At 41.7% G+C, this 26,473-nt stretch carries 29 protein-coding genes and 1 riboswitch; of the genes, 1 reads left to right on the top strand and 28 read right to left on the bottom strand.

Going from position 1 to position 26,473, the window contains the following annotated elements; genetic code table 11:
* Window positions 1–13: 13 nt before the first annotated feature.
* The 23 genes from H7J92_RS09855 to H7J92_RS09745 form a co-directional block, all read right to left on the bottom strand.
* Window positions 14–988 carry a polyprenyl synthetase family protein gene (locus H7J92_RS09855; RefSeq protein ID WP_221836777.1) on the bottom strand — a complete coding sequence of 325 codons (975 nt, stop codon included), beginning with the start codon at window positions 986–988 and terminating at the stop codon, window positions 14–16.
* Between the two features lie 26 nt (window positions 989–1,014).
* Window positions 1,015–1,710, bottom strand: coding sequence for a demethylmenaquinone methyltransferase (locus H7J92_RS09850; RefSeq protein ID WP_009497142.1), 696 nt, complete (start codon window positions 1,708–1,710; stop codon window positions 1,015–1,017).
* Window positions 1,711–1,726: 16 nt separating this feature from the next.
* Window positions 1,727–2,458: a heptaprenyl diphosphate synthase component 1 gene (locus H7J92_RS09845; RefSeq protein WP_078816464.1), complete on the bottom strand. Its 732-nt coding sequence runs from the start codon at window positions 2,456–2,458 to the stop codon at window positions 1,727–1,729.
* Window positions 2,459–2,494: 36 nt separating this feature from the next.
* Window positions 2,495–2,716 carry a trp RNA-binding attenuation protein MtrB gene (gene mtrB / locus H7J92_RS09840; RefSeq protein WP_009497144.1) on the bottom strand — a complete coding sequence of 74 codons (222 nt, stop codon included), beginning with the start codon at window positions 2,714–2,716 and terminating at the stop codon, window positions 2,495–2,497.
* 65 nt (window positions 2,717–2,781) lie between these two features.
* Window positions 2,782–3,351, bottom strand: a complete 570-nt coding sequence (gene folE / locus H7J92_RS09835) for a GTP cyclohydrolase I FolE (protein ID WP_221836834.1) — start codon at window positions 3,349–3,351, stop codon at window positions 2,782–2,784.
* A 269-nt stretch (window positions 3,352–3,620) separates the two neighbouring features.
* Window positions 3,621–3,893, bottom strand: a complete 273-nt coding sequence (locus H7J92_RS09830) for an HU family DNA-binding protein (RefSeq protein WP_009497146.1) — start codon at window positions 3,891–3,893, stop codon at window positions 3,621–3,623.
* A gap of 433 nt (window positions 3,894–4,326) precedes the next feature.
* Window positions 4,327–5,805 (bottom strand): stage IV sporulation protein A, encoded by a 1,479-nt coding sequence (gene spoIVA / locus H7J92_RS09825; RefSeq protein ID WP_009497147.1) that lies wholly within the window; start codon window positions 5,803–5,805, stop codon window positions 4,327–4,329.
* 385 nt (window positions 5,806–6,190) lie between these two features.
* A complete protein-coding gene (locus H7J92_RS09820) occupies window positions 6,191–6,904 on the bottom strand; it encodes a hypothetical protein (protein WP_078816463.1) in 714 nt (237 codons plus the stop codon).
* Window positions 6,905–6,907: 3 nt separating this feature from the next.
* Window positions 6,908–7,120: a DUF2768 domain-containing protein gene (locus H7J92_RS09815; RefSeq protein WP_425441317.1), complete on the bottom strand. Its 213-nt coding sequence runs from the start codon at window positions 7,118–7,120 to the stop codon at window positions 6,908–6,910.
* 11 nt (window positions 7,121–7,131) lie between these two features.
* Complete coding sequence (locus H7J92_RS09810; RefSeq protein ID WP_009497150.1) at window positions 7,132–8,154, bottom strand: NAD(P)H-dependent glycerol-3-phosphate dehydrogenase; 1,023 nt, start codon at window positions 8,152–8,154, stop codon at window positions 7,132–7,134.
* Between the two features lie 26 nt (window positions 8,155–8,180).
* A complete protein-coding gene (gene der / locus H7J92_RS09805; protein ID WP_040758831.1) occupies window positions 8,181–9,491 on the bottom strand; it encodes a ribosome biogenesis GTPase Der in 1,311 nt (436 codons plus the stop codon).
* A gap of 142 nt (window positions 9,492–9,633) precedes the next feature.
* Window positions 9,634–10,782, bottom strand: coding sequence for a 30S ribosomal protein S1 (rpsA, locus tag H7J92_RS09800; RefSeq protein WP_078816462.1), 1,149 nt, complete (start codon window positions 10,780–10,782; stop codon window positions 9,634–9,636).
* Window positions 10,783–10,862: 80 nt separating this feature from the next.
* Window positions 10,863–11,447: a lysophospholipid acyltransferase family protein gene (locus H7J92_RS09795; protein WP_221836774.1), complete on the bottom strand. Its 585-nt coding sequence runs from the start codon at window positions 11,445–11,447 to the stop codon at window positions 10,863–10,865.
* Window positions 11,444–12,121 carry a (d)CMP kinase gene (cmk, locus tag H7J92_RS09790; RefSeq protein ID WP_078816460.1) on the bottom strand — a complete coding sequence of 226 codons (678 nt, stop codon included), beginning with the start codon at window positions 12,119–12,121 and terminating at the stop codon, window positions 11,444–11,446. Before cmk ends, H7J92_RS09795 begins: the two co-directional genes overlap by 4 nt.
* Before the next feature lie 75 nt (window positions 12,122–12,196).
* A complete protein-coding gene (locus H7J92_RS09785) occupies window positions 12,197–12,841 on the bottom strand; it encodes a flagellar brake protein (RefSeq protein WP_221836772.1) in 645 nt (214 codons plus the stop codon).
* 69 nt (window positions 12,842–12,910) lie between these two features.
* Complete coding sequence (locus H7J92_RS09780; RefSeq protein WP_078816458.1) at window positions 12,911–14,194, bottom strand: PepSY1/2 domain-containing protein; 1,284 nt, start codon at window positions 14,192–14,194, stop codon at window positions 12,911–12,913.
* 24 nt (window positions 14,195–14,218) lie between these two features.
* Window positions 14,219–15,004, bottom strand: a complete 786-nt coding sequence (gene sleB, locus H7J92_RS09775; protein WP_139365914.1) for a spore cortex-lytic enzyme — start codon at window positions 15,002–15,004, stop codon at window positions 14,219–14,221.
* An 82-nt stretch (window positions 15,005–15,086) separates the two neighbouring features.
* Complete coding sequence (gene prsW, locus H7J92_RS09770) at window positions 15,087–15,782, bottom strand: glutamic-type intramembrane protease PrsW (protein WP_221836770.1); 696 nt, start codon at window positions 15,780–15,782, stop codon at window positions 15,087–15,089.
* A 108-nt stretch (window positions 15,783–15,890) separates the two neighbouring features.
* The gene (locus H7J92_RS09765; protein ID WP_078816456.1) at window positions 15,891–16,856 is read right to left on the bottom strand and encodes a YpdA family putative bacillithiol disulfide reductase; all 966 of its coding nucleotides are present in this window, start codon (window positions 16,854–16,856) and stop codon (window positions 15,891–15,893) included.
* Between the two features lie 27 nt (window positions 16,857–16,883).
* Window positions 16,884–17,648: a metallophosphoesterase gene (locus H7J92_RS09760; protein ID WP_221836767.1), complete on the bottom strand. Its 765-nt coding sequence runs from the start codon at window positions 17,646–17,648 to the stop codon at window positions 16,884–16,886.
* A gap of 123 nt (window positions 17,649–17,771) precedes the next feature.
* Window positions 17,772–18,479: a LysM peptidoglycan-binding domain-containing protein gene (locus H7J92_RS09755; protein ID WP_221836764.1), complete on the bottom strand. Its 708-nt coding sequence runs from the start codon at window positions 18,477–18,479 to the stop codon at window positions 17,772–17,774.
* 150 nt (window positions 18,480–18,629) lie between these two features.
* Complete coding sequence (locus H7J92_RS09750; RefSeq protein ID WP_221836762.1) at window positions 18,630–20,063, bottom strand: RecQ family ATP-dependent DNA helicase; 1,434 nt, start codon at window positions 20,061–20,063, stop codon at window positions 18,630–18,632.
* Window positions 20,063–21,097, bottom strand: a complete 1,035-nt coding sequence (locus H7J92_RS09745) for a YpbB family protein (RefSeq protein WP_078816452.1) — start codon at window positions 21,095–21,097, stop codon at window positions 20,063–20,065. The genes H7J92_RS09750 and H7J92_RS09745 overlap by 1 nt, the downstream gene beginning before the upstream one ends.
* Before the next feature lie 111 nt (window positions 21,098–21,208).
* On the opposite strand from H7J92_RS09745, the gene H7J92_RS09740 reads away from it, so the two are divergent.
* The gene (locus tag H7J92_RS09740; protein WP_078816451.1) at window positions 21,209–21,466 is read left to right on the top strand and encodes a ferredoxin; all 258 of its coding nucleotides are present in this window, start codon (window positions 21,209–21,211) and stop codon (window positions 21,464–21,466) included.
* A gap of 126 nt (window positions 21,467–21,592) precedes the next feature.
* Here H7J92_RS09740 and H7J92_RS09735 read toward each other — a convergent pair whose 3' ends face one another.
* The 5 genes from H7J92_RS09735 to H7J92_RS09715 all read right to left on the bottom strand — a co-directional run bounded on the left by H7J92_RS09735 (window position 21,593) and on the right by H7J92_RS09715 (window position 26,471).
* Window positions 21,593–22,129 (bottom strand): DUF1572 domain-containing protein, encoded by a 537-nt coding sequence (locus H7J92_RS09735; protein WP_221836760.1) that lies wholly within the window; start codon window positions 22,127–22,129, stop codon window positions 21,593–21,595.
* A gap of 172 nt (window positions 22,130–22,301) precedes the next feature.
* Complete coding sequence (locus H7J92_RS09730) at window positions 22,302–23,507, bottom strand: MFS transporter (RefSeq protein ID WP_221836832.1); 1,206 nt, start codon at window positions 23,505–23,507, stop codon at window positions 22,302–22,304.
* A 252-nt stretch (window positions 23,508–23,759) separates the two neighbouring features.
* Entirely contained in the window at window positions 23,760–24,341 is a 582-nt protein-coding gene (locus H7J92_RS09725; RefSeq protein ID WP_078816448.1) for an ECF transporter S component, read from the bottom strand.
* A gap of 188 nt (window positions 24,342–24,529) precedes the next feature.
* A riboswitch (FMN riboswitch) is annotated at window positions 24,530–24,664 on the bottom strand.
* A 72-nt stretch (window positions 24,665–24,736) separates the two neighbouring features.
* Entirely contained in the window at window positions 24,737–25,942 is a 1,206-nt protein-coding gene (locus tag H7J92_RS09720) for a GerMN domain-containing protein (protein WP_221836758.1), read from the bottom strand.
* Window positions 25,935–26,471, bottom strand: a complete 537-nt coding sequence (locus H7J92_RS09715; RefSeq protein ID WP_221836756.1) for a sigma-70 family RNA polymerase sigma factor — start codon at window positions 26,469–26,471, stop codon at window positions 25,935–25,937. Before H7J92_RS09715 ends, H7J92_RS09720 begins: the two co-directional genes overlap by 8 nt.
* Window positions 26,472–26,473 lie beyond the last annotated feature (2 nt).

Below are 26,473 nucleotides of genomic sequence, written 5' to 3'. Positions count from 1 at the left end.
TAAACAAGATTCGTCAATATTTTCGTTGCCCGATGAAGTCTGCAATTTGGATTAATGCTTTTTTCGACTTGCCATTCGGGAGACCATCAAGTTCTTTTAGCGCCTTTTCTAAATAAAGATCGCTGACATGCTGTGCTTTGTCTATTGCGTCGCTCTGCCGGATGTAGAGTAGCATATTTTGCCGATCGGACTCCAGCATATTTCCAGCGAATGCACGTTCCATATACGGTCTGAATTCAGCATCGTCTTTTATGTATAAAATAGGTAACGTAATATGACCATTCAATAAGTCACTGCCCGCTGGCTTACCAAGCTCCGCGTCTGTTGACGTGATGTCGAGGATATCGTCCACTATCTGAAAAGCCATTCCTGTGAAATAGCCATATCTTCTGAGTTTCCGTACAGTTTCCGCATCCGCATCCGCACTCAATGCACCCAGTTCACAGCTGGAAGCTAGCAATAGTGCCGTTTTCCGCTTAATACGTTGCAGATAATCCCGCATGCCTTGGTCGGTTTGTCTCTGAAAATCAATTTGAATGATTTCACCTTTGCATATTTCCAACATCGTCTCCGCCAAAATTCGGTGTACCGCTTCTTTTTCAATGCTGCCAATAGAAGTCAGCGCACGTGAAAAGATGAAATCACCGGCATACATGGCTACACGGTTATTCCACTTCGCCTTAACCGTCTCTAAACCGCGTCGCATGTCGGAATCATCTATGACATCATCATGTACAAGAGATGCCATATGAATTAATTCAAGCGACACAGCTACCTTTGCTGCTTTTTCGAGGGAGTAGTTGCCGAATTGTGCGGCCAAAATAACGAAAATGGGACGAATTCTTTTCCCGCCAGCTTTTAATAAATGTAAAGAAGCTTGACGAACAATGGGAGAAGAAGATTGCACGGAACGTTCAAGCTCTTTTTCAATATAGGCCACATCTTTCCGGAAATCCGTGTAAAGTGACATCAACTTAATTTTTTCCAAACCCATTACCTTCTCCCATTTACTCATTATTTGTATGCGATATGTCCCGCCGCAGCCCCGCCACTGTAAGACTTATACGAAACTTCTTGATAGCCCGCTTCGACAAAAAGCTGTGCCAGCTCTTTCATCCCCGGAAAATCATTCGCCGATTCTTGCAGCCAGGAATATTCTTTATAACTTTTTGCGAAGAGCTTCCCGAATAACGGCATGATGTATTTAAAATAAAATCGAAACGCCTGACGATAAACAGGTATTTTAGTCTGAGAGGTTTCCAGGCACACAGCCATTCCACCTGGTTTTAGTACGCGATGCATTTCTTTCAGAACAGTTAGATAATCCGGCACATTCCGCAAGCCGAATCCGATCGTTACGTAATCAAATGAATTATCTGGAAAAGGTAGTGACATGGCATTCCCCTGAACTAACTCAATATTCGGATAGGGAGCCACTTTTTCTCTGCCTGATTCCAGCATATTTGCGCTGAAATCAAGTCCTGTCACTTCGCCAGCAGGACCTGCCGCTTTAGCTAACGCTACCGTCCAATCCGCTGTGCCACAACAGACGTCCAATGCCTTTGAGCCCGGCTGCACATTCATCCGAACCATAATATCGTTCCGCCATTTTATATGCTGATTGAAACTGATTACGGAATTCATTTTATCATAGTCTGTTGAAATCTTTTCAAAGACGTTATGAACTTTTTCTTCTTTTGAGACCGCCACGATTTGCCCCTACTTTCTAAATCAGTTTGCTTGCCCCTTGCTTTGCCATCTTCAGTACTTGATCGACTAAAGGTTTATGTAAATAAAAGTTATTGTGTAATCTATCATCTAAGTTTTCCTGCAATTGCTGAATCCATTTTTCCGTATCTCTTGCATTCGGAGCTAAATGCGGAAATTTCATTCGATTCAAGTCCTGTTGACCGCTTTCTATCAGCCAAATTAAAGGAAACAGCACTTCAACAATAGAAATATATCGGGTAAAACCGAACGTATGATAAAACTCTATTATGCAAGCACTTTCCACTTCACCAATCAATTGTAACCGATCCTCAATGGAATTTGGAGGTTCTTGCAGCAAAGTTGTCTTGCATTCATTGATCCTGCCGATCGCAACAGATAAAGAACGGATGAGATGGAAGTTTGGAATGGATGCCAATAGCTTATAATGAATGCCACTGAAATGATCACCAGCAAGCACCATCAGCTGCTGTTCCTTGGATGAAGCATCTGTACTATCGATTTGATCATGAATATCAAACGCCGTGTGAATTGCGCCAATTGCTAAAGACGCTTGATGCATTTCATCCGTCCATGACTCTCCATTCAACATAGGCAGTAAAAGCAAAAATGCCTTTTGTCTATCGATTGGTGCATGTCCCGCATCTCGCTCGACAATCGGTTGATAAATAGCGCTTCGCAAGTTTTGTATATAATTGTCGACTTGGTCAGTGAATCCTTTTGTATCCATCAGTAAACTCCATTCCCATCAGCCTTAAATTGCCGGTCATTCTTTTTCTTCGCTCGAAACGATTCCATGAGCTGTATGGATTTCAGCTTCACCCCGAATTTTAATGGCAGATGTATGCTCTGTAAACTGAGCAATCATGACCTCTCCTCGATCCAACTTCTCAGTATGGTGAAACTTTGTGTCGTTGCCTCTCGTCAACCCAATGACATTTACTCCGTCTTTTTTCGCTTTAATAACTAAATAGTCAGGTTGTGTCATCTTTGCATCTCCAGTCTCTATATGGTCTTAATGATAGCATATAAATCGAGCGTTCCGCAAAGGCCTCAGTTCGTTTTGAGCAGAGATAGAATTTCAGCACGTTTTACGTCGTCATGTTCATAAATTCCTCTAGCTACTGTTGTGATCGTCTTAGAACCAGGTTTTTTAATACCTCTCATCGTCATGCACATATGCTCAGCTTCAATGATGACATAGACACCGATCGGATTCAGCATTTCCATCATCGCATCTGCGACTGTCGATGTAATGCGTTCCTGCAGCTGCGGGCGTTTTGCAGTCGTCTCCACGGCTCTAGCTAATTTACTTAATCCAGCCACCACTCCATCACGCGGAATATACGCAACGTGGGCAACTCCGAAGAACGGGACCAAATGATGTTCGCACATAGAGTAAAATGGAATATCTTTTACTAGTACGACTTCATCATGGTTTTCATGAAAGACTACTTCAAAATATTCTTTTGGATCTTTATTCAATCCTTCAAATACTTCATGATACATTTTGGCGACACGCTTGGGCGTATCAAGTAAGCCTTCACGGCTTGGATCTTCGCCGATGGCTTCCAAGATCATCGTGACTGCTTGTTCTATTTTATTTAAATCTTGCTCATTCATCACAGTATGTCCTCCTTATAGGAACAAAACCTATTTCACCAAAATAGTAGCATATTCTACACATTCCGTACAGTTAGGGTACTTTTCTTTATCCAACAGACACGCCGGCGGATTTCACAGTTTTTGAAAGGAGTGAACCGAGCACACTTACTTCAAAACCGGGACGCCACTACACCGAGTGTAATTGATTATGTACAAACGTAAAGGAGTCCATCCATTGCCATCTGTTTGACAGATTCGCTGGACGGACTCCTATGTAAAATCTCGAATTATTTTACTGCGTCTTTTAGTGCTTTACCTGCTTTAAAAGCTGGAACTTTACTTGCAGCGATTTCGATCTCTTCACCCGATTGTGGATTACGTCCTTTACGGGCAGCGCGTTCACGAACTTCAAAGTTTCCGAAACCAATCAATTGAACTTTCTCACCCTTCGCAAGAGTCGCTTGAATTGTATCGAATACAGCTTCAACAGCTTTAGTCGCGTCTTTTTTCGTCAGACCTGCCGCTTCTGCTACAGAGTTAATTAATTCTGTTTTATTCACACCGTTCACCTCCTCTCAAAAGGGGATGCTATTGCTGTTAACACTGTAAAAAGAGTAACATAAGAAAAACGGCGGTGCAACAATATTATTGCGCTTTATCGCGATAAACAGTTTTTCTGTGCTTTTCTCCCTTTTTAAAGGAAAAACAATAGAAAAAAGACCCGCTTTTGTCGGATCTTTCTCTACATTATCTTTATTCAGCAGATTATTTCTTTCTCCAATAGGAGATGGGATGAATTCGGAGTAGTTCCTTGTTCAGCAAATGTCGTCAAAAGTGGAAAGCCCTGATTAGTCTTGACAGGCACTGGAGACTTTCCCGAAGTGACCCGAGAGACGGGCGCTTGGAATTGAACGTCACAGATTTCGAAAAGAGTTATACGAACAGGTTCGATTCGAAATCTGGACACTTCCTCACTGAGGCGTAATTGATTCATTAGACGATAAATGTGATCATGCCTTTATTGCCGTCATTCACCATTTGTTCAATTGTTTCTCTCAGTCGTTTTCTAGCTTTGTCCGGGACCGCTGCGGTCTTGAAACGAATACTTTCTTTCATCACTTCATGCAGCGGGGTTCCAAACAACTGTGTTTCCCATAGAGCATCCCGATCATGTAAATAAGCATTTTTCAATTCTTTAAGTAAGTGATGACTATGGAATTCCGAACCGATCAACGGAGAAAATTCAGCTTCCATATCGATTCGTATTATATGCAGCGAAGGCGCCTTCGCTTTCATTCGGACACCATAGAATGTATCTTGTTTGATCAGCTCTGGCGGTGTCGGCTGGAAGTCTGCGATCGTAGGGAGGGCAACACCATAGCCCGACTGCTTTGCTGTATCAATCGCTTCCGCATACATATCATAGGACTTCTTGGCTTTCACGGCTTCTTTTATGAAGACGAGCCAATCTTTTTTGGATCGCATCTCTTTACCCATAAACTCTTCACATACGGCAATATAAGCACGTTCATCCATATCTATATTAACGATCGCTTTTCCTTTACCTGCATCGACTTCTACGACGTCAGCCTGCCGTACAAACTCCTCTTCTTGCAATAATTCAGCAATCTCCTGTACTTTACGTATTTTTGAAACACCCAGGAAACCATCATTGATGACATGGTCGATTCGAGCATTCAGTTTGTGATCATCCCCCAGCTCTTCCATCCAGTCCGGACGTTGCAGTTCAATATCAGTGATCGGAAACTCATACAGTGCTTCTTTTAAGATCAGCTGAATTTCCGCAGCGTTCAATTGATCAGCACTGATCGCAATGACAGGAACGCCATATTTTTCATGCAGTTGCTGTTTTAAATCCAGTGCACGCTCATGCGCAGGCATTTTTGAGTTCAATACAATGACGAACGGTTTACCAATTTCCTGCAGCTTAGAGACGATTTCATTCTCCGCGACTTCCGCAGCAGAGCGAGAAATATTATTAACGGTACCATCCGTTGTCAGCAATATTCCGATCGTTGAATGATCCCGGATGACTTTGTCTGTGCCGATCCTTGCCGCCTCTTCGAACGGGATCGGTTCATTGTGCCAAGGGGTATGAACATATTTCGGTCCTTCCTCGTCTTCATAGCCTTTGACGCCGTCGATTACATAGCCTACGCAATCCGCTAGTCGAATCTGAAATGCCAGTTCTCCTTCTCCAATTGATACGTTTGTGCCTTGAGCGGGCACAAACTTCGGTTCTGCCGTCATGATCACCGGGCCAGGGGAACTCTGAGGCAACTCGTCTTGCGCGCGTATACGGTCGTTTGCATCGGTCATATTCGGAATAACGACTTCTTCCATGACTCGTTTGACAAAGGTGGATTTACCTACACGCACAGGGCCTACCACACCTATATAAATATCACCGTCTGTTCTTCTAGCAAGATTTTCATATAATTCTTCTTTCATCTTTCGCCCTCCTTTTTCTCCGCATAGTAGTTTATGAAACAGAAAAACGTTTCATGCATAATAAAGCATGAAACGTTTTTCAATATCTAGCTATTTATGACTAAGTGTGGGGGCACCATTGATTTCCGTTGCGGGCGGACGCTTTCCGCGGGACGTGCGGTGAGCCGCTTCCTTCTAAGAGCGTGTGCTCCTAACGCTTCGCTTTTACCCGCAAAAGCCGTCCTTCGCTACGGCTTTCGCTCAGTCCAGGGTCTCACCTGTCACGCTAATCCCGCAGGAGTCGCCGCCCTCCACTCCAATCAACTAGATAGTCCGTTCTGCAAAGTGATACAAAAACAAAACTTCCACTGCGATCAGTTGAACAACTTCCAGCAAAACAAAAAAATTATTTCTTCATAAATACCGGCTCATTGTCTTCGTTCACAGTATATGGCAATGAGTAGGCTGGTAGAATGGCTGAGGTTTCGGAAAGCAGGTAGCGGATGTCCGTTCCTTGCTCGACTTCAGGTTTTTCTTCCGTAAGAATCTTATTCAAATCTATGGAGTAGTCCACGTAGAAATGGCCGTCTCCTGCTACGACAATTGGCAGGTGAGCGTTAGAGTATGGGCTTTCTACAGTTAAAGGTTCTTTGAAACCCATTTTCTTAAAGTCCACTTCATAGACAAACTCGCCTACCGGGTCTAAAAATGGCAGTTCGCCATTGATGAATTTCCGCAAATTCAAATCACGTAATTTCTCTGCTATTCGGAGGTCTACAAGTTTCACAGTCGGGTTTTCTTCAACGTCTGTAAGGACATACTGAAAGATTCCACCGTTTTCGAAAGCATTGGATGGAATTTTTTCAGTGAAATCCGGTACGATTTTTGAAAACTCTATTGGATATTTGATATATTGATCGGTTTCCATGTCACGCGTTTTGATCGGCAATAGACCACCTGCTTGTTCTTGGTAACTATCCACTGCTTTTTGAACTGTTTCCAACTGGTCAGGATATGGCGTTTCACTTACTTGTTTTTCTTCAGGTGTACGTGATATACAGCCCGACAACAGCAATCCAACACACAACATGACAGTTAATACGATTACTTTTCTATTCATATTTTATGCTCCTCCAGTAGGTCCATTGAATACTAAATAGACCATCGCAAAGAACGAAGTAATTAATAATACATAGGCTATAATGGCAAACAAGATTTTAAGTACGCGATTTTTCAATTTATAACGACTTGTATAGATCAAGCCCATTGAAATCGCCATAAAACCCATCGCGTAAAAAGATAGCCACATTTTATCTAACGAGGACAAAATTGTCACCTTCCTACTATTTATATACCGCCAAAGAACATATCGATTTCTTGTTTCTTCCCGCGGCTCATCAATTGGTCGACTGCTTGCTTCGGTGGAATGCCTCCGAATAAAATCGAGTACAAAGCTTCCGTCAACGGCATGGTCGTGTCGAAATGGTCTGCCAGCTGATAGGCAGCTTTTGTTGTGCGCACGCCTTCTATCACCATTCCCATTTCATCCGTCACCTTCTCCAGTGACTGTCCCTTGCCAAGGCGATTGCCCGCCTTCCAATTTCGTGAGTGGACACTCGTGCACGTTACGACAAGATCACCGAGACCTGTCAAACCTGAGAACGTTTGTTGTTCCGCTCCCATCTTAACACCCAATCTCGTAATTTCAGCCAAGCCTCGTGTAATAAGTGCGGCTTTGGCATTGTCGCCATAACCCAGACCATCCGATATTCCTGCAGCCAACGCAATGACGTTCTTCAACGCACCGCCAAGCTCAACACCCACTACGTCAGCATTGGTATAGACTCGGAAATAATTGTTCATGAATAAATCCTGTACACGCTCTGCCGCCTCCATATTGGATGAAGCGGCTGTCACAGTCGTTGGATGACGGAGCACTACTTCCTCCGCATGGCTCGGACCTGATAATACGACAATTGCAGAGCGAAGCGATTCATCCACTTCTTCTTCAATAATTTCCGAAATCCGTTTTAAGGAATCTGGTTCAATACCTTTTGAGACGTGAACAAAAATTGTAGGAGTTTTAAGTACAGCTTGAATTTTTTTGCACGTTTGACGCATGGCAACTGTCGGAACAGCAAGGACGATTATATTCGCATGCTGCACCGCCTTGTCCAGTTCACTAGTGGATGTAAGATTTTCGGGCAGCTTCACATCAGGCAGATATTGACTGTTCGAATGCTGTTGGTTGATTTCATCCGCTTGCTCAGCACGTCTTGTCCAAATCAAGCTGTCATGCCCATTTTCAGCGAGTACGAATCCAAGAGCTGTTCCCCAGCTTCCTGCTCCTATTATAGAGATGTTTTCCATTACCCCAACCCTTTCTTATCTAGTACTTAGCTTCTTGCTCTCGTGATCAAGCGAATCGGCGTACCTTCAAAGCCAAAAGCTTCCCGCAATCTATTTTGCAAGAAACGTTCATAAGAAAAGTGCATAAGCGATGGTTCATTGACGAATACAACAAAAGTCGGCGGCTTGACGGCAACTTGTGTCGCGTAATAGATCCGCAAACGTTTCCCTTTATCAGCAGGCGCAGGGTTTCTCGCTACAGCATCTTCGATTACTTCATTTAAGACACTCGACTGGATGCGCAATGCATGATTTTCACTAATCATTTGAATATTGGAGAATAATGTATGCACTCTTTGCTTTGTTTTAGCAGACACAAAAAGAATCGGTGCATAATCCAAGAAACGAAACTGGTCCCTGATATCGTCGATAAATTTGTTCATCGTCTTATCGTCTTTCTCCAATGTGTCCCATTTGTTCACAACGAACAAGACACCTTTCCCAGCCTCTTCAGCATATCCTGCGACCCGCTTATCCTGCTCACGAATTCCTTCTTCCGCGTTAAGGACGATTAGGACGACATCAGATCGATCAATAGCCTTCAGTGCACGGAGCACACTGTATTTCTCCATGTTTTCATACACTTTACCTTTTTTACGCATACCGGCAGTATCGATTATCTTGAAAAGCTGCCCATCCACTTCTTTAACAGAGTCGATCGCATCGGTAGTCGTACCAGCAATATCACTGACAATTACGCGGTCTTCCCCGAGAAGCGCGTTAACAAGTGACGATTTTCCGACATTCGGCCGTCCTATCAAGCAAAAACGGATTGTGTCTTCATCTTCCTCTTCAAGATCCATTTCCTTAAAGCTTTCTGCGACCGCGTCCAATAAATCACCCAGACCTAGCCCGTGCGAACCGGATATCGGATATGGTTCTCCAAAACCAAGTGAGTAGAAATCATAAATCATTTCTTTCATTTCCGGATTATCCACTTTATTAACTGCCAAGACAATCGGCTTTTTTGTTTTATAAAGCATTCTGGCTACTTGTTCATCCGCATCGGTTACGCCGTCTCTCCCGTTCGTCAAAAAGATGATGACGTCCGCTTCATCGATGGCGATTTCAGCTTGAGCACGGATCTGTTCCAGCAATGGTTCGTCACCGATGTCAATTCCGCCCGTATCGATTAAATTGAATTCATAATTCAGCCAATCCGCCGGGCTGTATATGCGATCTCGTGTCACGCCGGACACATCTTCCACTATGGAGATCCGTTCGCCTACGATGCGATTGAAAATTGTCGACTTCCCGACGTTCGGTCTCCCTACGATTGCTACTGTTGGTTTTTTCATTTGTTTCATTACACCCTTCCGACCTATCTTTGAATATTATACACAAAAAGAATGATGATGCATATGAAAGCATCATCATTCTCATCATACATAGTAATTAAGTTGTTGTTAGTTGATCACAATCGACTCATCATTGATAATATTATTCTTTGAATTTCTTCAGCTGATCGCCGATGACATCTCCGAATGAAAAGCCGGTTGTTTCTTCAGGCATTTCATAGCTGAAGTTCTCTTCGCGAGGATCGTCCTCTTTTTCCAAAAGATCTTTGATGCTTAATGAAATTCGTTTCTCTTCTGGATTGACATCGAGTACTTTCACCTGAACCGTCTGCCCCTCTTCAAGCACTTCGTGAGGTGTACCGATATGCGTATGTGCAATCCTTGAAATGTGGACAAGTCCTTCGACACCCGGGAAGATTTCCACGAATGCACCATATGCCACTAGACGCTTTACTGTTCCTTCTAATACAGAACCGATCGGCGCTTTTTCAGCGACATTTTCCCAAGGTCCAGGCAGCGTGTCCTTGATGGATAGAGATACACGTTCAGCATCGCGATCTACAGACAAGACCCTTACCTTAATTTCGTCTCCTTCTTTCAAGACATCGGAGACACTTTCGATATGTCCATGGGAAATTTGTGAAATATGGACAAGGCCATCTACGCCGCCAATATCAACAAAAGCTCCGAATGAAGCGATCCGTTGTACAGTACCGTCTAAAACATCGCCTTCTTGGATCGACGAAAGTGCTTCTTCTTTTTTCTTATCGTTTTGTTCTTGGACGACCGCGCGATGTGATAGAATCAATCGATTTTTTTCTTGATCCATCTCCACAATTTTAAATGTCATCGTACGTCCTTTATAATCTTCGAATGATTCAACGAAATGATCTTCAACTAGTGAAGCCGGGATAAATCCACGAACTCCCAAGTCTACGACAAGTCCGCCTTTCACTACGTCTTTTACTTCTGTTTCGATGATTTCACCGTTCTCAAATTGTTCTTTTAATGAATCCCATGCATTTTCCGCGTCAACTTGGCGCTTCGATAAAACATATGCATCGTCCTCAACTTTTGTAATCGCTAACTTCAATTCATCACCGACCTCGACTGCATCGGCTGCTTTTTCAATATGCAAGCTTGAGAGTTCACTGATCGGAATGACGCCATCAAATGGAGCGCCTGCGATTTCAACAGTTACCGATTTTTCTTCAACCTTTGTAACTACACCTGTTACATGATCACCTTCACGGTATTCTTTTACTTCATCCATATTCATCTCTTCAGTCATATGTAGTCCTCCTCCATAATGAATCTTATCTCTATAGTATTCGAATCTACACTTAAAAACAAAAAATTGCACTTATTCTTTTATTTGTGTTGCGCTATCAACTTGGAGATCTCTGCCATAATCGCTTCTGTCACTTCTTCAGCAGAAGCTTTTCTTTCGCGAAAAGGCGTCATGTCAATTGCATCGCCATAAACGACTTTCAGTTGTGAAAAAGCTTTATACGGGCCGATGATTGCACAAGGTACTACTTTTGCTTCGCCTCCTTTTAAAGCAAAGAAACCTGCTCCCGCTAACCCCTTACCGAGCTCCCCTGTCTTGCTTCTTGTACCTTCAGGAAATAGGCCGACAACTTTCCCATCACGAAGTAATTTGATCGTCGTCCGGAAGGCGTCACGGTCGCTCATGCCTCTTTTCACTGGATACGCTTGTACTCGCGGCAGAACGGACTTGAGAATCGGCTTTTTGAACAGTTCTTCTTTCGCCATGAAATGAACGGTTCTCGGGCAAGTGATTCCGACTACAGGCGGATCAAGATTATCTATATGATTGGTGCATAAAAGCACCCCGCCTTCTTTAGGGAATTTTTCTTTGCCAATTACTTTAATTCGATAAAGTGGATAACAAATCGTACTGATCAAAAATTTGCCTAAAGGATATAAGTTCATCGAGCTAACCTCTTTTCGGCATATTCAACGATACTATTTGTCACTTCTTCTATTGTTTTCCCCGTTGTGTCAATTATAATCGCATCTTCTGCTTTTTTTAATGGAGAAATTTCGCGTTCGCTATCTGCCTTGTCTCGCGCTGATATTTCTCCTTTCAATGTTTCATAATCCACTGTATTGCCCCGTTGCTTTTCTTCTAATAAACGTCTCTCTGCTCGTTCTTCCACGGATGCCGTCATGAAGATCTTCAATTCCGCATCTGGCAGCACAGACGTGCCGATATCCCTGCCGTCCATTACGACAGATGAATCTTTTGCTAAGTTCTGTTGTTTTTTCATTAAAAGTTGACGAACTGACGTAAGTGCCGCAATTGCGGAAACTTGGGAAGTCACTTCATGTGAACGAATGACCTCCGTCACATCGCGACCGTCCAAAATTACCTTTTGCGCTTGCTCACCTTGTTGCAACTCAATTTCTGCTTGTCCCACAAGTTGAGCGATGGCTTCTTCATCATGTGGATCCACGGCATTTTGAAGTACTTTATACGTGATGGCCCGATACATCGCTCCTGTATCGATATAAGTGTATCCTAATTTTCTCGCCACTAATTTAGCAATTGTACTTTTACCGGCTGCCGCAGGTCCGTCGATTGCAATTCTCATTCCACCAGTCATGCTAAAAACCCCTCCATTTTCGCCTTTATTGTACCATATGCAAAAAGGAAAAGTCTTTTGAAGATAGACTTTTCCTTAAGAATTACGCAACTCTAATTGACGTTCAAAACAATACCGAATGATATGCTGGCGATCTTTTTCATCAATTTCTTCAAACTTTAAAGAGCTTAGCCGGCGAGTGTCCTGCTCCCAATTTCTTACGACCTTCGCCTTGCAGGAAATATATTTGATTTCATTTTTGGAAAAATGAAGTACAATCATCAAATCCAACTCTGTTTGTTGGGGGAAATACTCATGATTTTTCATATTGACTGCCAACCCGCCTGCACTCAAGTCGGATGAAACCAATTGCAACGATTCTGAATCAGCTTGTAAGGCTACATCCAATGATGTCTCGACTCGGACAAATTCACGTCTCTGAATCTTGATCAGTTCTTTATCTCCAGGATATTTCAGTTTTAACATCGGAATTGTTCGATTCATCCTGCTGTGAATTTCGGTACGAAATGCATAGGACATTTTGAGGTCATCAACAAATGTGATCAATAACTGGGTGCCATCAATGAAGAAAGCCGTTTTCCCAGTCTCCATGCTAATTGGATAGTCCATCATAAAATGAGTATGATCTTCTTCGATATCTACAACACGGGATTTAAACTTCTCGGATTCCTCTGTGTAATCCTTCTCAATCGTCAACACCGTACCAATTGTTAACTTCATCTCTCCACCTGCCAATAGTTACTTTTGATACTATTATGTCACGCGGTGAAGAGTTTTCCAATCTATTTCTTATTGTTTTTCGGTTTTAATTACTTCTAATGTGTCCGTATCCACTACAATTTTATAGGTCTCTGGTTTTTTATCATTGGAAACGACTGTAAGATAATGAGCCAAACGTTGCTCTAATTGCTTATTTTCAACATATGCAAGCTCTTCTTCCATTACCTTTACGCCCGTTCGGAAAAACTCTTTCCAATTCACGTCCCGGATGGGTTGCGGTTTTAGTGTTTCTTTACGAATATATTCAGATGTATCCATCCCTAATACTTCCCCATTATCCTTCGCCATTTTAATATGAATCGGATCAGAAAATACTTTTGCATTGTTATCTGGATTCACCCTGACGAAAACAAAATGCCATGCCACATCATTTTCCCTGGACTCCTCCAATACAACGTCTTTGTAATCCGCCTTATCTAGGAACACCGCAGCCATTTTCTTTAATTCTTCAAATGACTTTGTTGGTTTTCCCATTCGACGTTCTACCAAATACGATAAGATATGTCCGCCTTTTTGGGTGATGTCAATATATCCAATTGATGAATTTTCGGAAAAACGAATGTGATAAAAAGGATAGGGTGCTCCTTTTCTGCTTTTCTCTGCGGCAATTACATCATTCGAGACTTCAGGTAAAAGCTTTTTAAATCGTTCGATTGCCTCGTCTTCTGTAATTTTCTGGTCTTTAATATTACGTAATTCTTTTTTCTTTTGCGCATCCGACTCACTTGCCGTCAAAGGAAATACAGCTTCTCCGTATTGTTTGATGGATGCCCCCATTTTACCCCAATTACCTTCATTTTCGACGTTGCTGCCAAGTTTATTCTCCCAATGCTGCATTGTCATATCGCCTGATAATAAATCAGAAGTAGCCACTTGCCATTCACTTGAGAGTTCATCCAAGTTATCCGAAGCCCGTTTCATGACAGCATAATAATCATCTTTATTGCCTTGCTCTGTAGATTCTTTCGCATAATTCCCGAGACGGCCTAAATAGTTCATCCAAGAAGTTGAAAAGCTCTCATTCACAGGAAGAGCACCTATTGAAGCTTTGATATCCGATGACAGTCGCCAAACATCTTCTCGCTCTTTAGCTGAGCTTTTTTCGTCTTCAAACAGCAATGATTTTTTAACCGATTCTTCAAGTTCGCCTAGCTTTTGTGAAGCGTCCGAAATACTTTTTGAATACTGTGTATTTAAAGCCACCGATAACTGCTCGGTCTCTTGAGTTTTACCAAAGGCATAAATCCCGAGTACTATGAATGAATAGGTCATAATAAAGAGCATTCTTTTCATATCGTCGCCTCGCCCTCCTTTCCTTTAATTACAAAATATGTGCAGTCCGATTTTCTTAATTTGCGGTCGTGACCAGATCCACTTACTCGTTGCTGTAATTGGATTGAAATAATAAATCGCATTTTCAGATGGGTCCCAGCCATTGATCGCATCGATGACAGCTTCTTTTGCCCTTTCATTCGGGGTCAGCCAAATTTGTCCATCTGATACAGCGGTAAAGGCTCCTGGTTGGAAAATAACTCCCCCGACGGTATCTGGGAAATCAGCATGTTCAATCCGATTCAAAATTACAGCTGCCACCGCAACTTGCCCTTCATAAGGCTCCCCCCGTGCTTCCCCATAAACCGCATTGGCCAATAACTTTATATCCTGATCCGAATATTTCGCAGGTGTCTGCATTTGTTTCTGCGGTTTGCTGCCTTTCTTGACTTGCGCCTCTAAAGGCTGGCCGCCATAATACGTAAATTGATTCCCTTTTGCAATTTGCCCTTTGACATACTTCTCATCGTAATCGGAGATTCCCTGCAACTTCTTCTTGACGTTTTTACCAACAATACCGTCTACCGGCATGCCATATTGTTCTTGAAAGTTCCGTAATGCCCAGTATGTTCCATAACCAAAGTTACCATCAATTTCACCATGATAAAATCCGATGTACTGCAGCCTTGCCTGCAATTCAATAACATCATCGCCTTTAGCACCTTTTGCCAAGTCACGCGCACTGAATGCTTCCGTTTGAATGACAAATAATGAAAGAACCATTACACCGGCGATGAGTAAAAATAGGAAGCGTACAGCAACTCGCTTCATGTAACATCCACCTCCAAATTTTTCTGCTTTGTTCTAGTTTGTCCAATGCTTTAAATTTTATGATAAAAAATAAAAAATCCGCCTAAGTAGACGGATTTTCTGGTTTTGCATTTATTTTCTTTCTAAATTGTTGCATCGCAAATGTATGGGCATATTTCACACGAGTCAAACCAAACCACCAAAGGAACAGCATAAAAGGAATCATTAAATATAGCCAATAGTCATATAAGAACAAGATTGCATTATAGAATGCGTGGAGCGTGAACGGAGCTAAAAAGGCAATCCAAACCCATCTGCCTTTTTCGGATTCTATCGAAAACTTGGCTTTACCAAAATAATAGCCCATCACAACGCCAAATAAAGCATGACTCGATACGGGCAGCAACGCACGGATAAATGCTGTGTCCAGTCCGAATGAAAGAAGATATAAAATATTTTCAACGGTGGCAAAACCTAGCGAAACACTAGCGCCATACAAAATTCCGTCGTACGCATCCTCAAAATCAATGATTTTGTATACAAGGATAAAAATGATGATCCATTTGAAAAACTCTTCTAAACTACTAGTAAATAAAACGTTACGTAAAAATTCATTAGAAAATACATGTTCCTCTTCAAAAACGTGCTGAATGAACAAAATCGGAAAAGTCATAATAGCTCCATACATAAACGCATGAAACAATGTTCGCGATGGCTCTTTTGCGATTTGCTTTCGGAGATATAAGTAACTGAAAAGTGCTAGCCCTGGCGCAATCGCGACAGTAAGTAGAATAAACATAGGCGCCTCCCCATGACGCTAGTGTATCACAAAACCTACTTGCAGCACTCTAGTATTATAGTTCTCCTACTAAAGAACCGCCGGACGTTTTTCAGTCCGGCGGCTTTCTCATTCGTTCTGTTGTTTGATCGCTGCTGCAATCATCCCGCCGTGAAAGCGGCCATTCTCGATAAATATTTCATTGGCATTATTGCCCGCAGCTATCACACCTGCGATAAAAAGGTTTTCCACATTCGTTTCCATCGTCTCTTCATTAAAAATCGGACGTCCTGACGCTTCGTCCACTTGTATACCTATTCTGCGTAAAAAAGGATGGTCCGGATGATAACCGATCATCGCAAAGACGTAATCACTTGCCAAATCAAACGTCTTTCCTTGCTGAGTGACGGTTACAGCCGTCTCCGTAATCTCCGTGACACACGCATTAAAATACATTTGAATTTGTCCATTTCGCACCAAACTATCAAACCCTGGTAAAATCCATGGTTTTACACTCGCTGAATAGCTGTCTTTTCTATAAATAACCGAAACATGCGCCCCTGCTCGCTGCAACTCCAAAGCCGCGTCAACGGCTGAATTCTTGCCGCCGATCACAACAACATTTTTATTAAAATAAGGATGGGCCTCCTTAAAGTAATGATAAACGTTCGGCAACTCTTCACCTTTGACGTTCAGACTGTTCGGTTGATCGTAATAACCCGTTGCCACCACTACATAGGAAGCTTCATATGTCGCTTTATCAGTCTGGACAATGAATCCGTTCCCTTGCTTTTGAACGTTTTCTACTCGTTCGTGGCTATTGATTCGCAAATTCTTAAGTTGAGCCACCGTGCGATAGTACACCAATGCATCATTTCGCTTTGGTTTATCAATCGCCGTAATGAATGGAATATCGCCGATCGATAATTTGCTGCTGGAACTAAAGAATGTTTGGTGGGTCGGATAATTGTAAATGGAATGAACGATATTTCCTTTTTCAATGACAATTACGGACAACCCTATTTTTTGTAATTCGATTGCTGCGGATAAGCCACACGGACCGCCGCCGACAATTACTGCGTCAACAGAATACATGAAATCTACTCTCCTTACCCCATCTGCTCAGTAATATATTTCCACTACATGACATTCAGGTTTTGCACCAAGCCGTAATGGCACCATCGTAGTGCCAAAACCATTACTAATCAACTTGGCACCATTTGTTGTTTTTTGAAAAACACCTAAATCTTGCAATCCCCATTTACCTAAACGGATTTGTCCCCCATGCGTATGACCAGCCAACATGAGATCCGGCTTCATACGCCCTTCAATCTTACGAAATAGAGAAGGATTGTGGGCTGCTAAAATGAGATGTTTAAAACCAATTGTCGAGGCAACTGCCTGATCGACATCAACTGTACCATTTGAAGGGTCTTCCAATCCGCATAGTCCCCATGTCGGATGCCCTGGAATACGTATCGTTTGATCGACAAGCGTCACTCCGCCTGACTCTTCAATGATTTTCAAGAGCTCCTCTGTTCCCACCTCTTGGTCATTGTTTCCGAAAATATAATAAAGAGGACCAACCGTGGCCAACAGTTGAAAATTTCGTTTTATACGAGAAAGCGGCACTCCTTTTTCAGCCACATCTCCCCCTACAATGACTGCGTCAACAGGAAAAGTACGAAGTTTATTTATCAGCCCGTTTGAAAGCCGGCGCCTATGAATATCAGAAATAAAAAAAACCGTCAACTTCTTGGCAGTTGCGCCTTCTAAAGCAACTGTGTGCGTCAACACTCTGTTCCGATGTGCGAGTGAAAACATATATGCCAGCAGGCCAGCGCCAGACATTAAGACGGATAACAAAGTCGTTTGATACCTTTTCATCACACAGCTCCCATAGAAAAAAGCAAAGCATCCACTTTGCTTTTAAAATATTAGTAAAAAAACCATCATTATCATATCAATTTTTAGATAAAAGTCATAAAATGTTGCTCAATTGTACGTAACCTAAGGCAACACAAGTGTCTGCCCCACACTTATATTATTGGACGATAAGCCGTTCGCCTGTTGAATCTTCTGAACATGAGCGCCACTTCCATAATAATTGACAGAAATACGGTACAGCGTCTCGTTCGGTTTGACGACATGATGTCTAACACCCGTAGCAGGTTTATTTTGCGCCGGTTTTTCCACAGGCTTCTCCACCGGCTTGGGTGCTGGCTTTTCCACTGGTTTTGGCTTTGCTTCAGGTTTTGGTTTTGGTTTTGGTTTTGCTTCTGGTTTCGGCTCCGGTTGCTTGGCTGGCTGCTTATGTTTCTCCACCGGCTTTTCAGGCTTTACTTCGACTGCAGGCTTTTTAGCAGCATCCGCATTTGGTTTTTTTGTTTCTGCCGGTTGCTCTTTATTTCCCTTAGCAACTCCGGTCAAATTGCCATCTGCAACGGAATTATTGCTGACTGAAACCTTCGATTTTTCGACCGGCACTTGGTTCGGGACGGCAGGCGAATATAAATCGGATAAAACGTATACTAAAATCACAATCGGTATTAACGTAAATATAGCAAGAAGAATATTAATTAACTTCGTCCGATTCTGATTCTCCTTCTTTTTCTTTCTATGAATTTCTGAACGAGAAGGTAGTTTATCAGACTCTTTTTCTATAGTAATCTCTTTACGATTTTGCTCAAAATCCAGTTCATAGTCATCTTTTTTCATATGCAACTTCTCCTTCACATCTCATAATGTCAGTTCCAATTATGTGATGTAATTCATTTCTCAAAACTATCAAGAAATAGACATCATCCGAACGTATTCATACTTCCATTATGCCGAATTTTGTCGGAAAAGTAAATAAGGACAGAAGGCTTAGCCTAGTAATTGATGCAGTCTTTCTTTCCAATCCAATTTAGTCGAACGTTTTTGTTCAACTGTCGTCCTAACCAGCCATTCATCGGCGATATTCTGACATTGTGAACAACAATCGAAAGTTGTAGCAGATTTTTCACCGAAATAACTGAGAAGCTTTTCTCTTAAACAATCTTCACTTCTCACAAATCTCTCCATGTCCGCGATTTGTCGTTCTTTCACTTGAAAGATTTGACGAATTTGACGAATGACATTTTCCTCGTCAAACTGCTCGAAATAATAATCCAGCAGTCGGGCCGCCACTTCTGTCAGTCCGGATTGTTCAGTCGCAAGCGATCCACTTACCCCCGTCTGCATCAATGAATGATAATAACGGATTTGTTGTTCGTCAGGTAAGTCTTCAAAAACGATGAATTTCAATTTTTGTATATCTCTTTCACTGTAAAGAAGTGTTGCGGCTGCTTTTTCTCCATCGCGTCCCGCCCTGCCTACCTCTTGTACATAAGCGGATGGAGTAGCCGGTAAATGCTCGTGGATAATTTGACGGATATCGTCTTTATGGATTCCCATCCCAAACGCATTGGTTGCACAAATCCACTCTAGGTCACCTTGTACAAACTGTTCTTGAATGATGGAACGTTCATCTTGTTCCTTGCCTCCATGATAACTCGCCACCCGGATCCCTTTTTCTTGCAGGACCGCCGCCAATTCATCCGCTCGCTTTCTAGAAGCGACATAGATAATGCCTGGACCGATCGTAACGGACAATCTTTCAATGATCCAGTCTGTTTTCGCCAATTGATTTTCTAAATGCAATACACGATAAGATATAGAAGGCCGATCGATCGGCTGACGTTCGATATGCGGTTGATTGAGCTGCAGATAAGACGTGATATCTTCTATTACCTTTTCACTTGCCGTCGCGGTTAAAGCTAAAACAGGTGCCCTTTTCGATCCTGCGAAAATTTCTTTCATCCGCAAATAATCCGGACGAAAATCGAATCCCCACTCCGATATACAGTGTGCTTCATCCACTACATAAAACGCCACGTTCAATTGCTCGATCAATTGTTGAACCGCTGTTTGCATAAGCATTTCAGGTGACAGAAAAATGAATTTATACTGATGCAATGTATTCAGAGCCAATTCTTTCTCTTGTCTCGATAAAAATGAATTTATCGCAACAATTCTTTTTTCTTTATGATTACGTAAATTAGCGACTTGATCTTCCATTAATGCAACCAGTGGGGAGATTACGACTACTGCGCCATCCATTACGTAGGCAGGAAGTTGATAACAAAGTGACTTGCCCATCCCGGTGGGAAAAATCGCGACCGCATCCCTGCCAGCTACAATATGACGGATCACTTCTTCCTGTCCGGGCCGAAATGCAACATAGCCAAACCTTTGCTGTAAAACGTCTTGTATGTCCATCAACTGTCCACCCGCTTTCCATGGATGATAATTAACCGAAGCTGAAAATATGATAGTTCCGCACACCGCTCTTTTAATACACGCAATCGTTTTGTCTGCAACCGGTCAATTTGCTGCCAAACTTTCTGGATCTGTTCAGCGGTGACAAATTCTTCATACGGAAAAGTTTTTACATTTGCAGCCATTTCCACCATATGATCCTCTATTGTACTGAGTTTCAGATTGCGCAGCGAAGCAATCTGCTCTATAGAATACCCTTGTTGAACCAATTTACGCGATCGTTCTGCAGATTGCGTCAAATAGTTCTCCACTCTGCACCCTACAGCCAAGCTTTTCACTAAAGGCATGTCCTCATGTTCTTCAATGAAATCTAGTACGATATGTAAGCTTTCCAGGAAATAGATTTGAACACTTGTGACAGGCGAATTCAGCGCTTCCGCTATTTGCTCCCATGTATAAGCCGTCAATTGCACACCAGTCAACCTATATGAAAGAATCGTTCGTTGCAGATCGGTCAGATTCGCTTCAGATAGAATCTGTACCAATTCTTTATGGACTCTTTTTGCAAGTTCATCCACCGATACCGTCTGTCTGCGAAGGAATTCTTTGACGAATTGCTGTATATGCAACTCCTTTTGTATCGGCGCAAACATTGTCTGCCCGGTCCGAATATACGATAATGTTTGTACAGTAAGTGCCAGCCGCTTAACGAATTCCCTTTCTCCGCCACGGTATTCCCACCCATTGAAACGCCATGGCGCATGCAGCATATTCTTGCGGCCTTTATCTGTAACGTAAACGACTTGATTTTCAATACGTATTAAACCTTCTGCTATCAAACGTTCAATTTGTCGACGATAACCATCGGTTGATAGGTTTGGAAATAACGAATAAAATGGTTTCAATTGATAGTTTTCGACATCCTGCAATGTTTGCCCGGATCTTTTGCCGCGAAGAATATGATACACTCCTTGTGCAGATCGTTCGCCATGAAGGCGCTGAAACATCGTTAATAAGATTGAAATAAAAACCAATTACGCTTCCTCCCGAAGAAATAGAGTTTTATTGTTGAAAAGTGATGAAAACAGCTTTAGAATAGAGTAGATGCAAAATAGGTTGAGTGAATGGAAGAAGGGAGAAAGACAATGTCTAGCAAAAAGTACACAATTGTCGATCAGGATACATGTATAGCTTGCGGTGCATGCGGGGCTGCTGCACCGGATATCTATGATTATGACGACGAGGGAATCGCGTTTGTTATTTTAGATGATAACATGGGAAACACTGAAGTTCCAGAAGAACTGATGGAAGATCTCGAAGATGCGTTCGATGGCTGTCCAACTGATTCAATTAAAATTGCGGATGCTCCTTTTGAAGGCGATCCATTAAAATATGAAGATTGATTCATGAACAACAACACTTCCGAACGCAGGATGTGTTGTTTTTTGATTGTTATGAAAAGAATATGTTTCTAAACAATTAAAGTACATTGGATTGCGGCCGGGATATGACGTGAAGTATCAAGAACTTTATGACTCTTGCCTTTTCAGCTTTTCCTGTAAGTATTCTTCAGACGCTCCCTTGGGGATACTAAGGCATTCCCAAATGTCCCCTTTTAACTGCTTACCAATATAAACTATCTGCCCTATATGATAAGCATAGTGAGCCATTTGCCTTTCAATCGCTTCTAGCACCGTATGACTTTCACCACGAATTGTTACCTTCTTTACTAAATCTTTATCATCTAAATCTTGTAATGTGCCGAATAGAGTATTCCAACCATTTTCCCAAACTATTATTAATTCTTGTTTCGATAAAACATGATCCACAAATTCCTGATCACGATTCCTATAGGTTTTTTCTCCATCCGAAGTTAAAAAGTCCGACCATCGAGATATCATATTTCCGCTTAAATGCTTGGCTATAACCGCAACACTATTGGAAGCTTCGTTTAACTTCCAATGAATGTCGTCTTCTGTCAATTGATTTATCGTCTTATCTCCAAGATCTTTAACACTTCTAAACCTTTCCTGCACAACTTTCAAATATTCAGTTCCAAGATTCATGGGAGCTCCTCCTAGTAAAATAATGTGACTTACTAATTTATCATCTGTAAGTTGATAAATGATCTGATGGCACAATTTTCATTTAGCTATAGCACTCTTTGCAGAAGATATTAAATTAATTAACTAAGTGAGAATGTGGGTTCGTAAAACAACAAACCCACATGTTAAAATACTATTCCATTATGTTCCGAACAAACAAATGCTTATTCTTATATACAATCAACGTGACGATAGCAAGCATTAGTCCCGAAACAAGAAAAACACTCCTGACCCCAAATAAATCTGCCAGAATACCCATACCAAGAGAGGATATTCCGAATATCCCTGTAGAAATCGCCCCCAAAGATGTATATACAGTAGACAACTTTTCCTTCGCTACGCTGGTTTGAATTACTGTTTGTTGAGGAATGCTCTTTAACTGCCCGAATAAACCAATTCCAACTGCCAACAATAAAGCAATCATCGGATTGCTGGTTGCACTAAATAATATAGTTATAAAAAAGCTAGATAAAGAGCCAATGAAAATTATTTTGGCAAGCTTTCTTTCGACTAGAGAAGAGTATTTTATGCAATAGATGCTTCCGATTATTAGCCCTAAAAAGAAGGAGCCGTTGATGAAGCCCCACCATTTTTCGTCTACGTGCAGTGCATCACTGACAAACACATACAAAATAGCGGCAATCCAAACTGTAGCAGCCACGGTTTCCAAGACTTCCATATATGCTATTTTCCGTAATACAGGGACATCAAACAAGGTTTTCCAACCAACTTTAATCCGATCGAGCTTTCTTTCCTGTTTCGCTCTCTGACGTTCTACATTATCCAATAAATACATCATGATACTTGATAGTGCAAACATGAGACTAACAACCCAAATTAACTGCTGTGCATCCATGAAAATCAAAAATAAACTGCCTACAAACCACATCACCGTTTGAATGAATTGGGATATCGTTTCAGCTACACCGTTCGCTCGAACTAATCTTTCTGGCTCTACGTACTGCGGTATCATGGTTAGTTTTATCGGATTAGCACATCCGTCAAGGAACGCAATGCCAGAGATGACAAGAAACACCAAATAATAATTTGCTCCTGATATCCCACTTAAAAATAGTCCTAGTACTACGATCAGGCCTGTTTTTCCCAATTGTGATCCAGTCAGTAACCACTTCAAATTAACTTTATCTATTACTAGAGGTGTCAAAAGACTCGATAAAAACATCGAGGACGTAATTGTAAAAGGCACAAAGGACGCAGCCGTTGCAGATCCTGTTAACGCAAAAATCGTGCTTATAATGCCAACCATATACAGAACATCACCAATACTTGCAAGTGACTGCCCTGTTATGAGTAAAATGAAGTTTTTATTCAATTGTATATCCCCCAATTAAAATTAATTAACTTAGAAAGCTTGGGATTCTTAAATTGGACTGTTCATATACCCTTGGCTCCTTTACCTTTAGAGATAAACCTCGGGGGATTAAGGTTTATCGTTTTTTGGTTAGACAATTTAAAACCTATTGGTATAACAACTAAACTTTGTAATCCAACATTGTTTACCATGTTACGAGCACCAAATCAAAAAATAAAACAGCAGCCCCTTTTTAAAAAGAAACTGCCGTTTGTTTAATTAAACTAATAACTTCTTCTGTTGCTGGAGAATCCACTTCTCCATACTTCTATATAACATCAACGAAATCGCCAATAATATGACACCTTTAATGAGGTTGAATGGCAAGATCCCTAAAATGACCATTTTATAAAGTGCATCACCTGTTACAGCTGGCATACCAAGGAAATAAGTGTACATCGGGAAAAACACAAAGTAATTCAAGACACTCATACCAATCGCCATTGCTGTTGTACCTGCGATCAAACCTGCCGCCAGCCCTTTTGTCGAACGATATTTCATGTAGATCCAATAAATCGGCATGATGAACATGACACCTGTTGCAAAGTTTGCAATTTCACCTACAGGAACACCCGTTGGACTACCGGATAAAAACCAATACATGATATTCTTCAATAATTCCACACCGATCCCTGCAACTGGTCCCATTGTCATGATTGCGACGACAGCTGGAACTTCACTGAAATCAAACTTCAGAAATCCAGGCAATGCAGGCAATGGAAAGTTAAACTGCATTAAAACGGTGGATATACTTCCTAAAACAGCAATCAAAATTAACTTGCGTAACTTCATGTTTTTCATTTGTTCCTCTCTCCTTTTGCGATTCACTTCAAAAGAGGAAAGGCTTGCTCATCTGCTGCTTCGCTAAAAATCCCTAAAGCAAATCGCTTTAGGGAGAGTTAAATGCACTGTTAATAACAGATAAATTTTCAAGGATTTATCCGAGTTTAAACAAGCATCATTTTGCGTACACAAAAAGATGGCTGCACCTTCACCTTCTCCCATCCAGACTATACTGTCGGCTCCGGAATCTCACCAGAATCAGCTGTTAAGCTCGCGGGCTAAAAATAGAAGACTATTTTATTTCCGCCGGTCGGGAATTACACCCTGCCCCGAAGATGAATCAATATTATGTTATATTCCTATTGTAACTAAAAAAAACTGTTTTGTAAACTACTTGAGTCTACAAAACAGAATTATTTGAGAATAAGGAATTTCGGATTCGCTCCAATTGGTTTCGGCAGCGGCTGTGTAAAATCAAAATCCTGCCATTGCTCTTGCATTATTTGATCGAACTGTACTTGTCGATCAAAGCTTGCAGCAGTCAATAAAATACCTTCGATTAATTGCATAGCCTCTTCCACTTGCATACTATCCAAATCTAATACATCACTAAATTCCACATGGAGCACTTCCTTGTCTTCCGAGACTTTAAAATCTACGCCTTCTGGAACGACACTAGAATAAATGTCATTCGGCTTTTTCTTCATACTCAACAAAGCTTCTTGTGGCGATTTAAAGGATTTACCGAAATTCGAAGAAAGCAACTCTTCCCCATTTTCTTGAGTGAATCGATAATAGGCTTGTTGCGATTTAGAGCCTTTCAGCACAATAGGTTTGCTCGCTTCACCGATCTGATCAAATACAATAGGCGATCCGTCTTCTCGAAGAAATTTGACTTCATCAAATCCGTAAAACGTATCTTGAACGGCTTGATTCAACATCTCTAGCGTAGCGCTCGCCATGTCGTACGAATGGTCTGCAGCAAATTTCATCCATACTTGTTTTTCATTCGATGAAATCACCGCGTTAAACGGGTGATACTCAGTGAAGCCGAGTGATTCCTCATCTAGTTTTCCGGCATACATATTGTAAAGTGCAACAGCATCCGGCTGTATCGTTCCTAAATCACTTTCTACCAACTCATTCGATATAAGGAAGGTCACAGGTACAACCGTTGCCTGATTCGTCGCCAGACCTATATGAAAAGCCTTCTGTTTAGCTACGTCAGACGGATAGACGGCATAATGAGGGGCCGTCGGTAAAGCTTTAGAGAATGTCGCCATATCTTGACTTGACTCGGTTGATTCTGAATTTTCTTCCAGTGATGCCGGAGCAGGGTCCGCATTATCCACCGGTTCTGCTTTATCCATCGATACTTGATTCGATGGATTGAGAAACGTCGGCACTAAAATACTGAGCAATAAAATCGCTGCAACAGCCACAAGAATCGGCTGCCATTTCGCTTTCATCCGCTTCTTCTTTGGCTGGGGTTCTTCGTTTACTCTCGGATCTTTCTTAAGTCTTGCTAGTACATCCTCTTTAGAGCGGTGATCTGAAATCGTAGGCATTTCGCGTAATGTAGTTTCAATTTTTTCTTCATTCCACTTATCATTACTCATTTGATCGCCCCTTTCTCACCGAACGTGCTTCTACCTTTTCCTTCAAAGCCTTTACTGCACGATGCTGGGTAGTTTTTACTTTACCCTCTGTCCATTCCAAAACTTCTGCAGTTTCAGCAATCGTGAGGTCTTGGAAGAACCGCATGAAAATGACCATTTTCTGATCGCCTGTACAGTTATGCAATTCTTCCAAAACTAGTCGTTTCTCTTCATCCGATTCGATAAGTTGCTCAGGCAGGAGATCGTGTGCAACCAATTCCTGTGTTTCCCAATCGAAATGAAGATCTGTATGCTTCTTCATGGTTGCTTGTTTACGGAAATAATCAATCGAGACATTTTTCGCAATTGCAAACAGCCATGTTTTCTCTGAACTTTTTCCTTCGAAGTTGCTGTATGATTTCAGTACGCGAACATATACTTCATGCATTAAATCTTCGGCTATGTCTCGATTACGAGTCAAATAGATCAAAAAATTAAATACATCTCGGTTATATTCTTCGTACAATCGCAGGAAAACGGAATCATCCATTT

It is taken from the genome of Sporosarcina aquimarina, from assembly GCF_019748715.1.
GTDB lineage: Bacteria > Bacillota > Bacilli > Bacillales_A > Planococcaceae > Sporosarcina > Sporosarcina newyorkensis.
This window is presented reverse-complemented; position numbering and strand designations above follow the sequence as displayed.

Excerpts from the sequence above, each read along its gene's own strand:
- H7J92_RS09845 (WP_078816464.1), bottom strand. The coding sequence starts at position 2,458 with ATGGATACAAAAGGATTCACTGACCAAGTCGACAATTATATACAAAAC.
- mtrB (WP_009497144.1), bottom strand. The coding sequence starts at position 2,716 with ATGACACAACCTGACTATTTAGTTATTAAAGCGAAAAAAGACGGAGTA.
- folE (WP_221836834.1), bottom strand. The coding sequence starts at position 3,351 with ATGAATGAGCAAGATTTAAATAAAATAGAACAAGCAGTCACGATGATC.
- spoIVA (WP_009497147.1), bottom strand. The coding sequence starts at position 5,805 with ATGAAAGAAGAATTATATGAAAATCTTGCTAGAAGAACAGACGGTGAT.
- H7J92_RS09820 (WP_078816463.1), bottom strand. The coding sequence starts at position 6,904 with ATGAATAGAAAAGTAATCGTATTAACTGTCATGTTGTGTGTTGGATTG.
- H7J92_RS09810 (WP_009497150.1), bottom strand. The coding sequence starts at position 8,154 with ATGGAAAACATCTCTATAATAGGAGCAGGAAGCTGGGGAACAGCTCTT.
- der (WP_040758831.1), bottom strand. The coding sequence starts at position 9,491 with ATGAAAAAACCAACAGTAGCAATCGTAGGGAGACCGAACGTCGGGAAG.
- rpsA (WP_078816462.1), bottom strand. The coding sequence starts at position 10,782 with ATGACTGAAGAGATGAATATGGATGAAGTAAAAGAATACCGTGAAGGT.
- H7J92_RS09795 (WP_221836774.1), bottom strand. The coding sequence starts at position 11,447 with ATGAACTTATATCCTTTAGGCAAATTTTTGATCAGTACGATTTGTTAT.
- cmk (WP_078816460.1), bottom strand. The coding sequence starts at position 12,121 with ATGACTGGTGGAATGAGAATTGCAATCGACGGACCTGCGGCAGCCGGT.
- H7J92_RS09785 (WP_221836772.1), bottom strand. The coding sequence starts at position 12,841 with ATGAAGTTAACAATTGGTACGGTGTTGACGATTGAGAAGGATTACACA.
- H7J92_RS09780 (WP_078816458.1), bottom strand. The coding sequence starts at position 14,194 with ATGAAAAGAATGCTCTTTATTATGACCTATTCATTCATAGTACTCGGG.
- sleB (WP_139365914.1), bottom strand. The coding sequence starts at position 15,004 with ATGAAGCGAGTTGCTGTACGCTTCCTATTTTTACTCATCGCCGGTGTA.
- prsW (WP_221836770.1), bottom strand. The coding sequence starts at position 15,782 with ATGTTTATTCTACTTACTGTCGCGATTGCGCCAGGGCTAGCACTTTTC.
- H7J92_RS09765 (WP_078816456.1), bottom strand. The coding sequence starts at position 16,856 with ATGTATTCTGTTGACGCAGTAATTGTCGGCGGCGGTCCGTGTGGCTTA.
- H7J92_RS09760 (WP_221836767.1), bottom strand. The coding sequence starts at position 17,648 with ATGAAAAGGTATCAAACGACTTTGTTATCCGTCTTAATGTCTGGCGCT.
- H7J92_RS09755 (WP_221836764.1), bottom strand. The coding sequence starts at position 18,479 with ATGAAAAAAGATGACTATGAACTGGATTTTGAGCAAAATCGTAAAGAG.
- H7J92_RS09750 (WP_221836762.1), bottom strand. The coding sequence starts at position 20,063 with ATGGACATACAAGACGTTTTACAGCAAAGGTTTGGCTATGTTGCATTT.
- H7J92_RS09740 (WP_078816451.1), top strand. The coding sequence starts at position 21,209 with ATGTCTAGCAAAAAGTACACAATTGTCGATCAGGATACATGTATAGCT.
- H7J92_RS09735 (WP_221836760.1), bottom strand. The coding sequence starts at position 22,129 with ATGAATCTTGGAACTGAATATTTGAAAGTTGTGCAGGAAAGGTTTAGA.
- H7J92_RS09725 (WP_078816448.1), bottom strand. The coding sequence starts at position 24,341 with ATGAAAAACATGAAGTTACGCAAGTTAATTTTGATTGCTGTTTTAGGA.
- H7J92_RS09720 (WP_221836758.1), bottom strand. The coding sequence starts at position 25,942 with ATGAGTAATGATAAGTGGAATGAAGAAAAAATTGAAACTACATTACGC.
- H7J92_RS09715 (WP_221836756.1), bottom strand. The coding sequence starts at position 26,471 with ATGGATGATTCCGTTTTCCTGCGATTGTACGAAGAATATAACCGAGAT.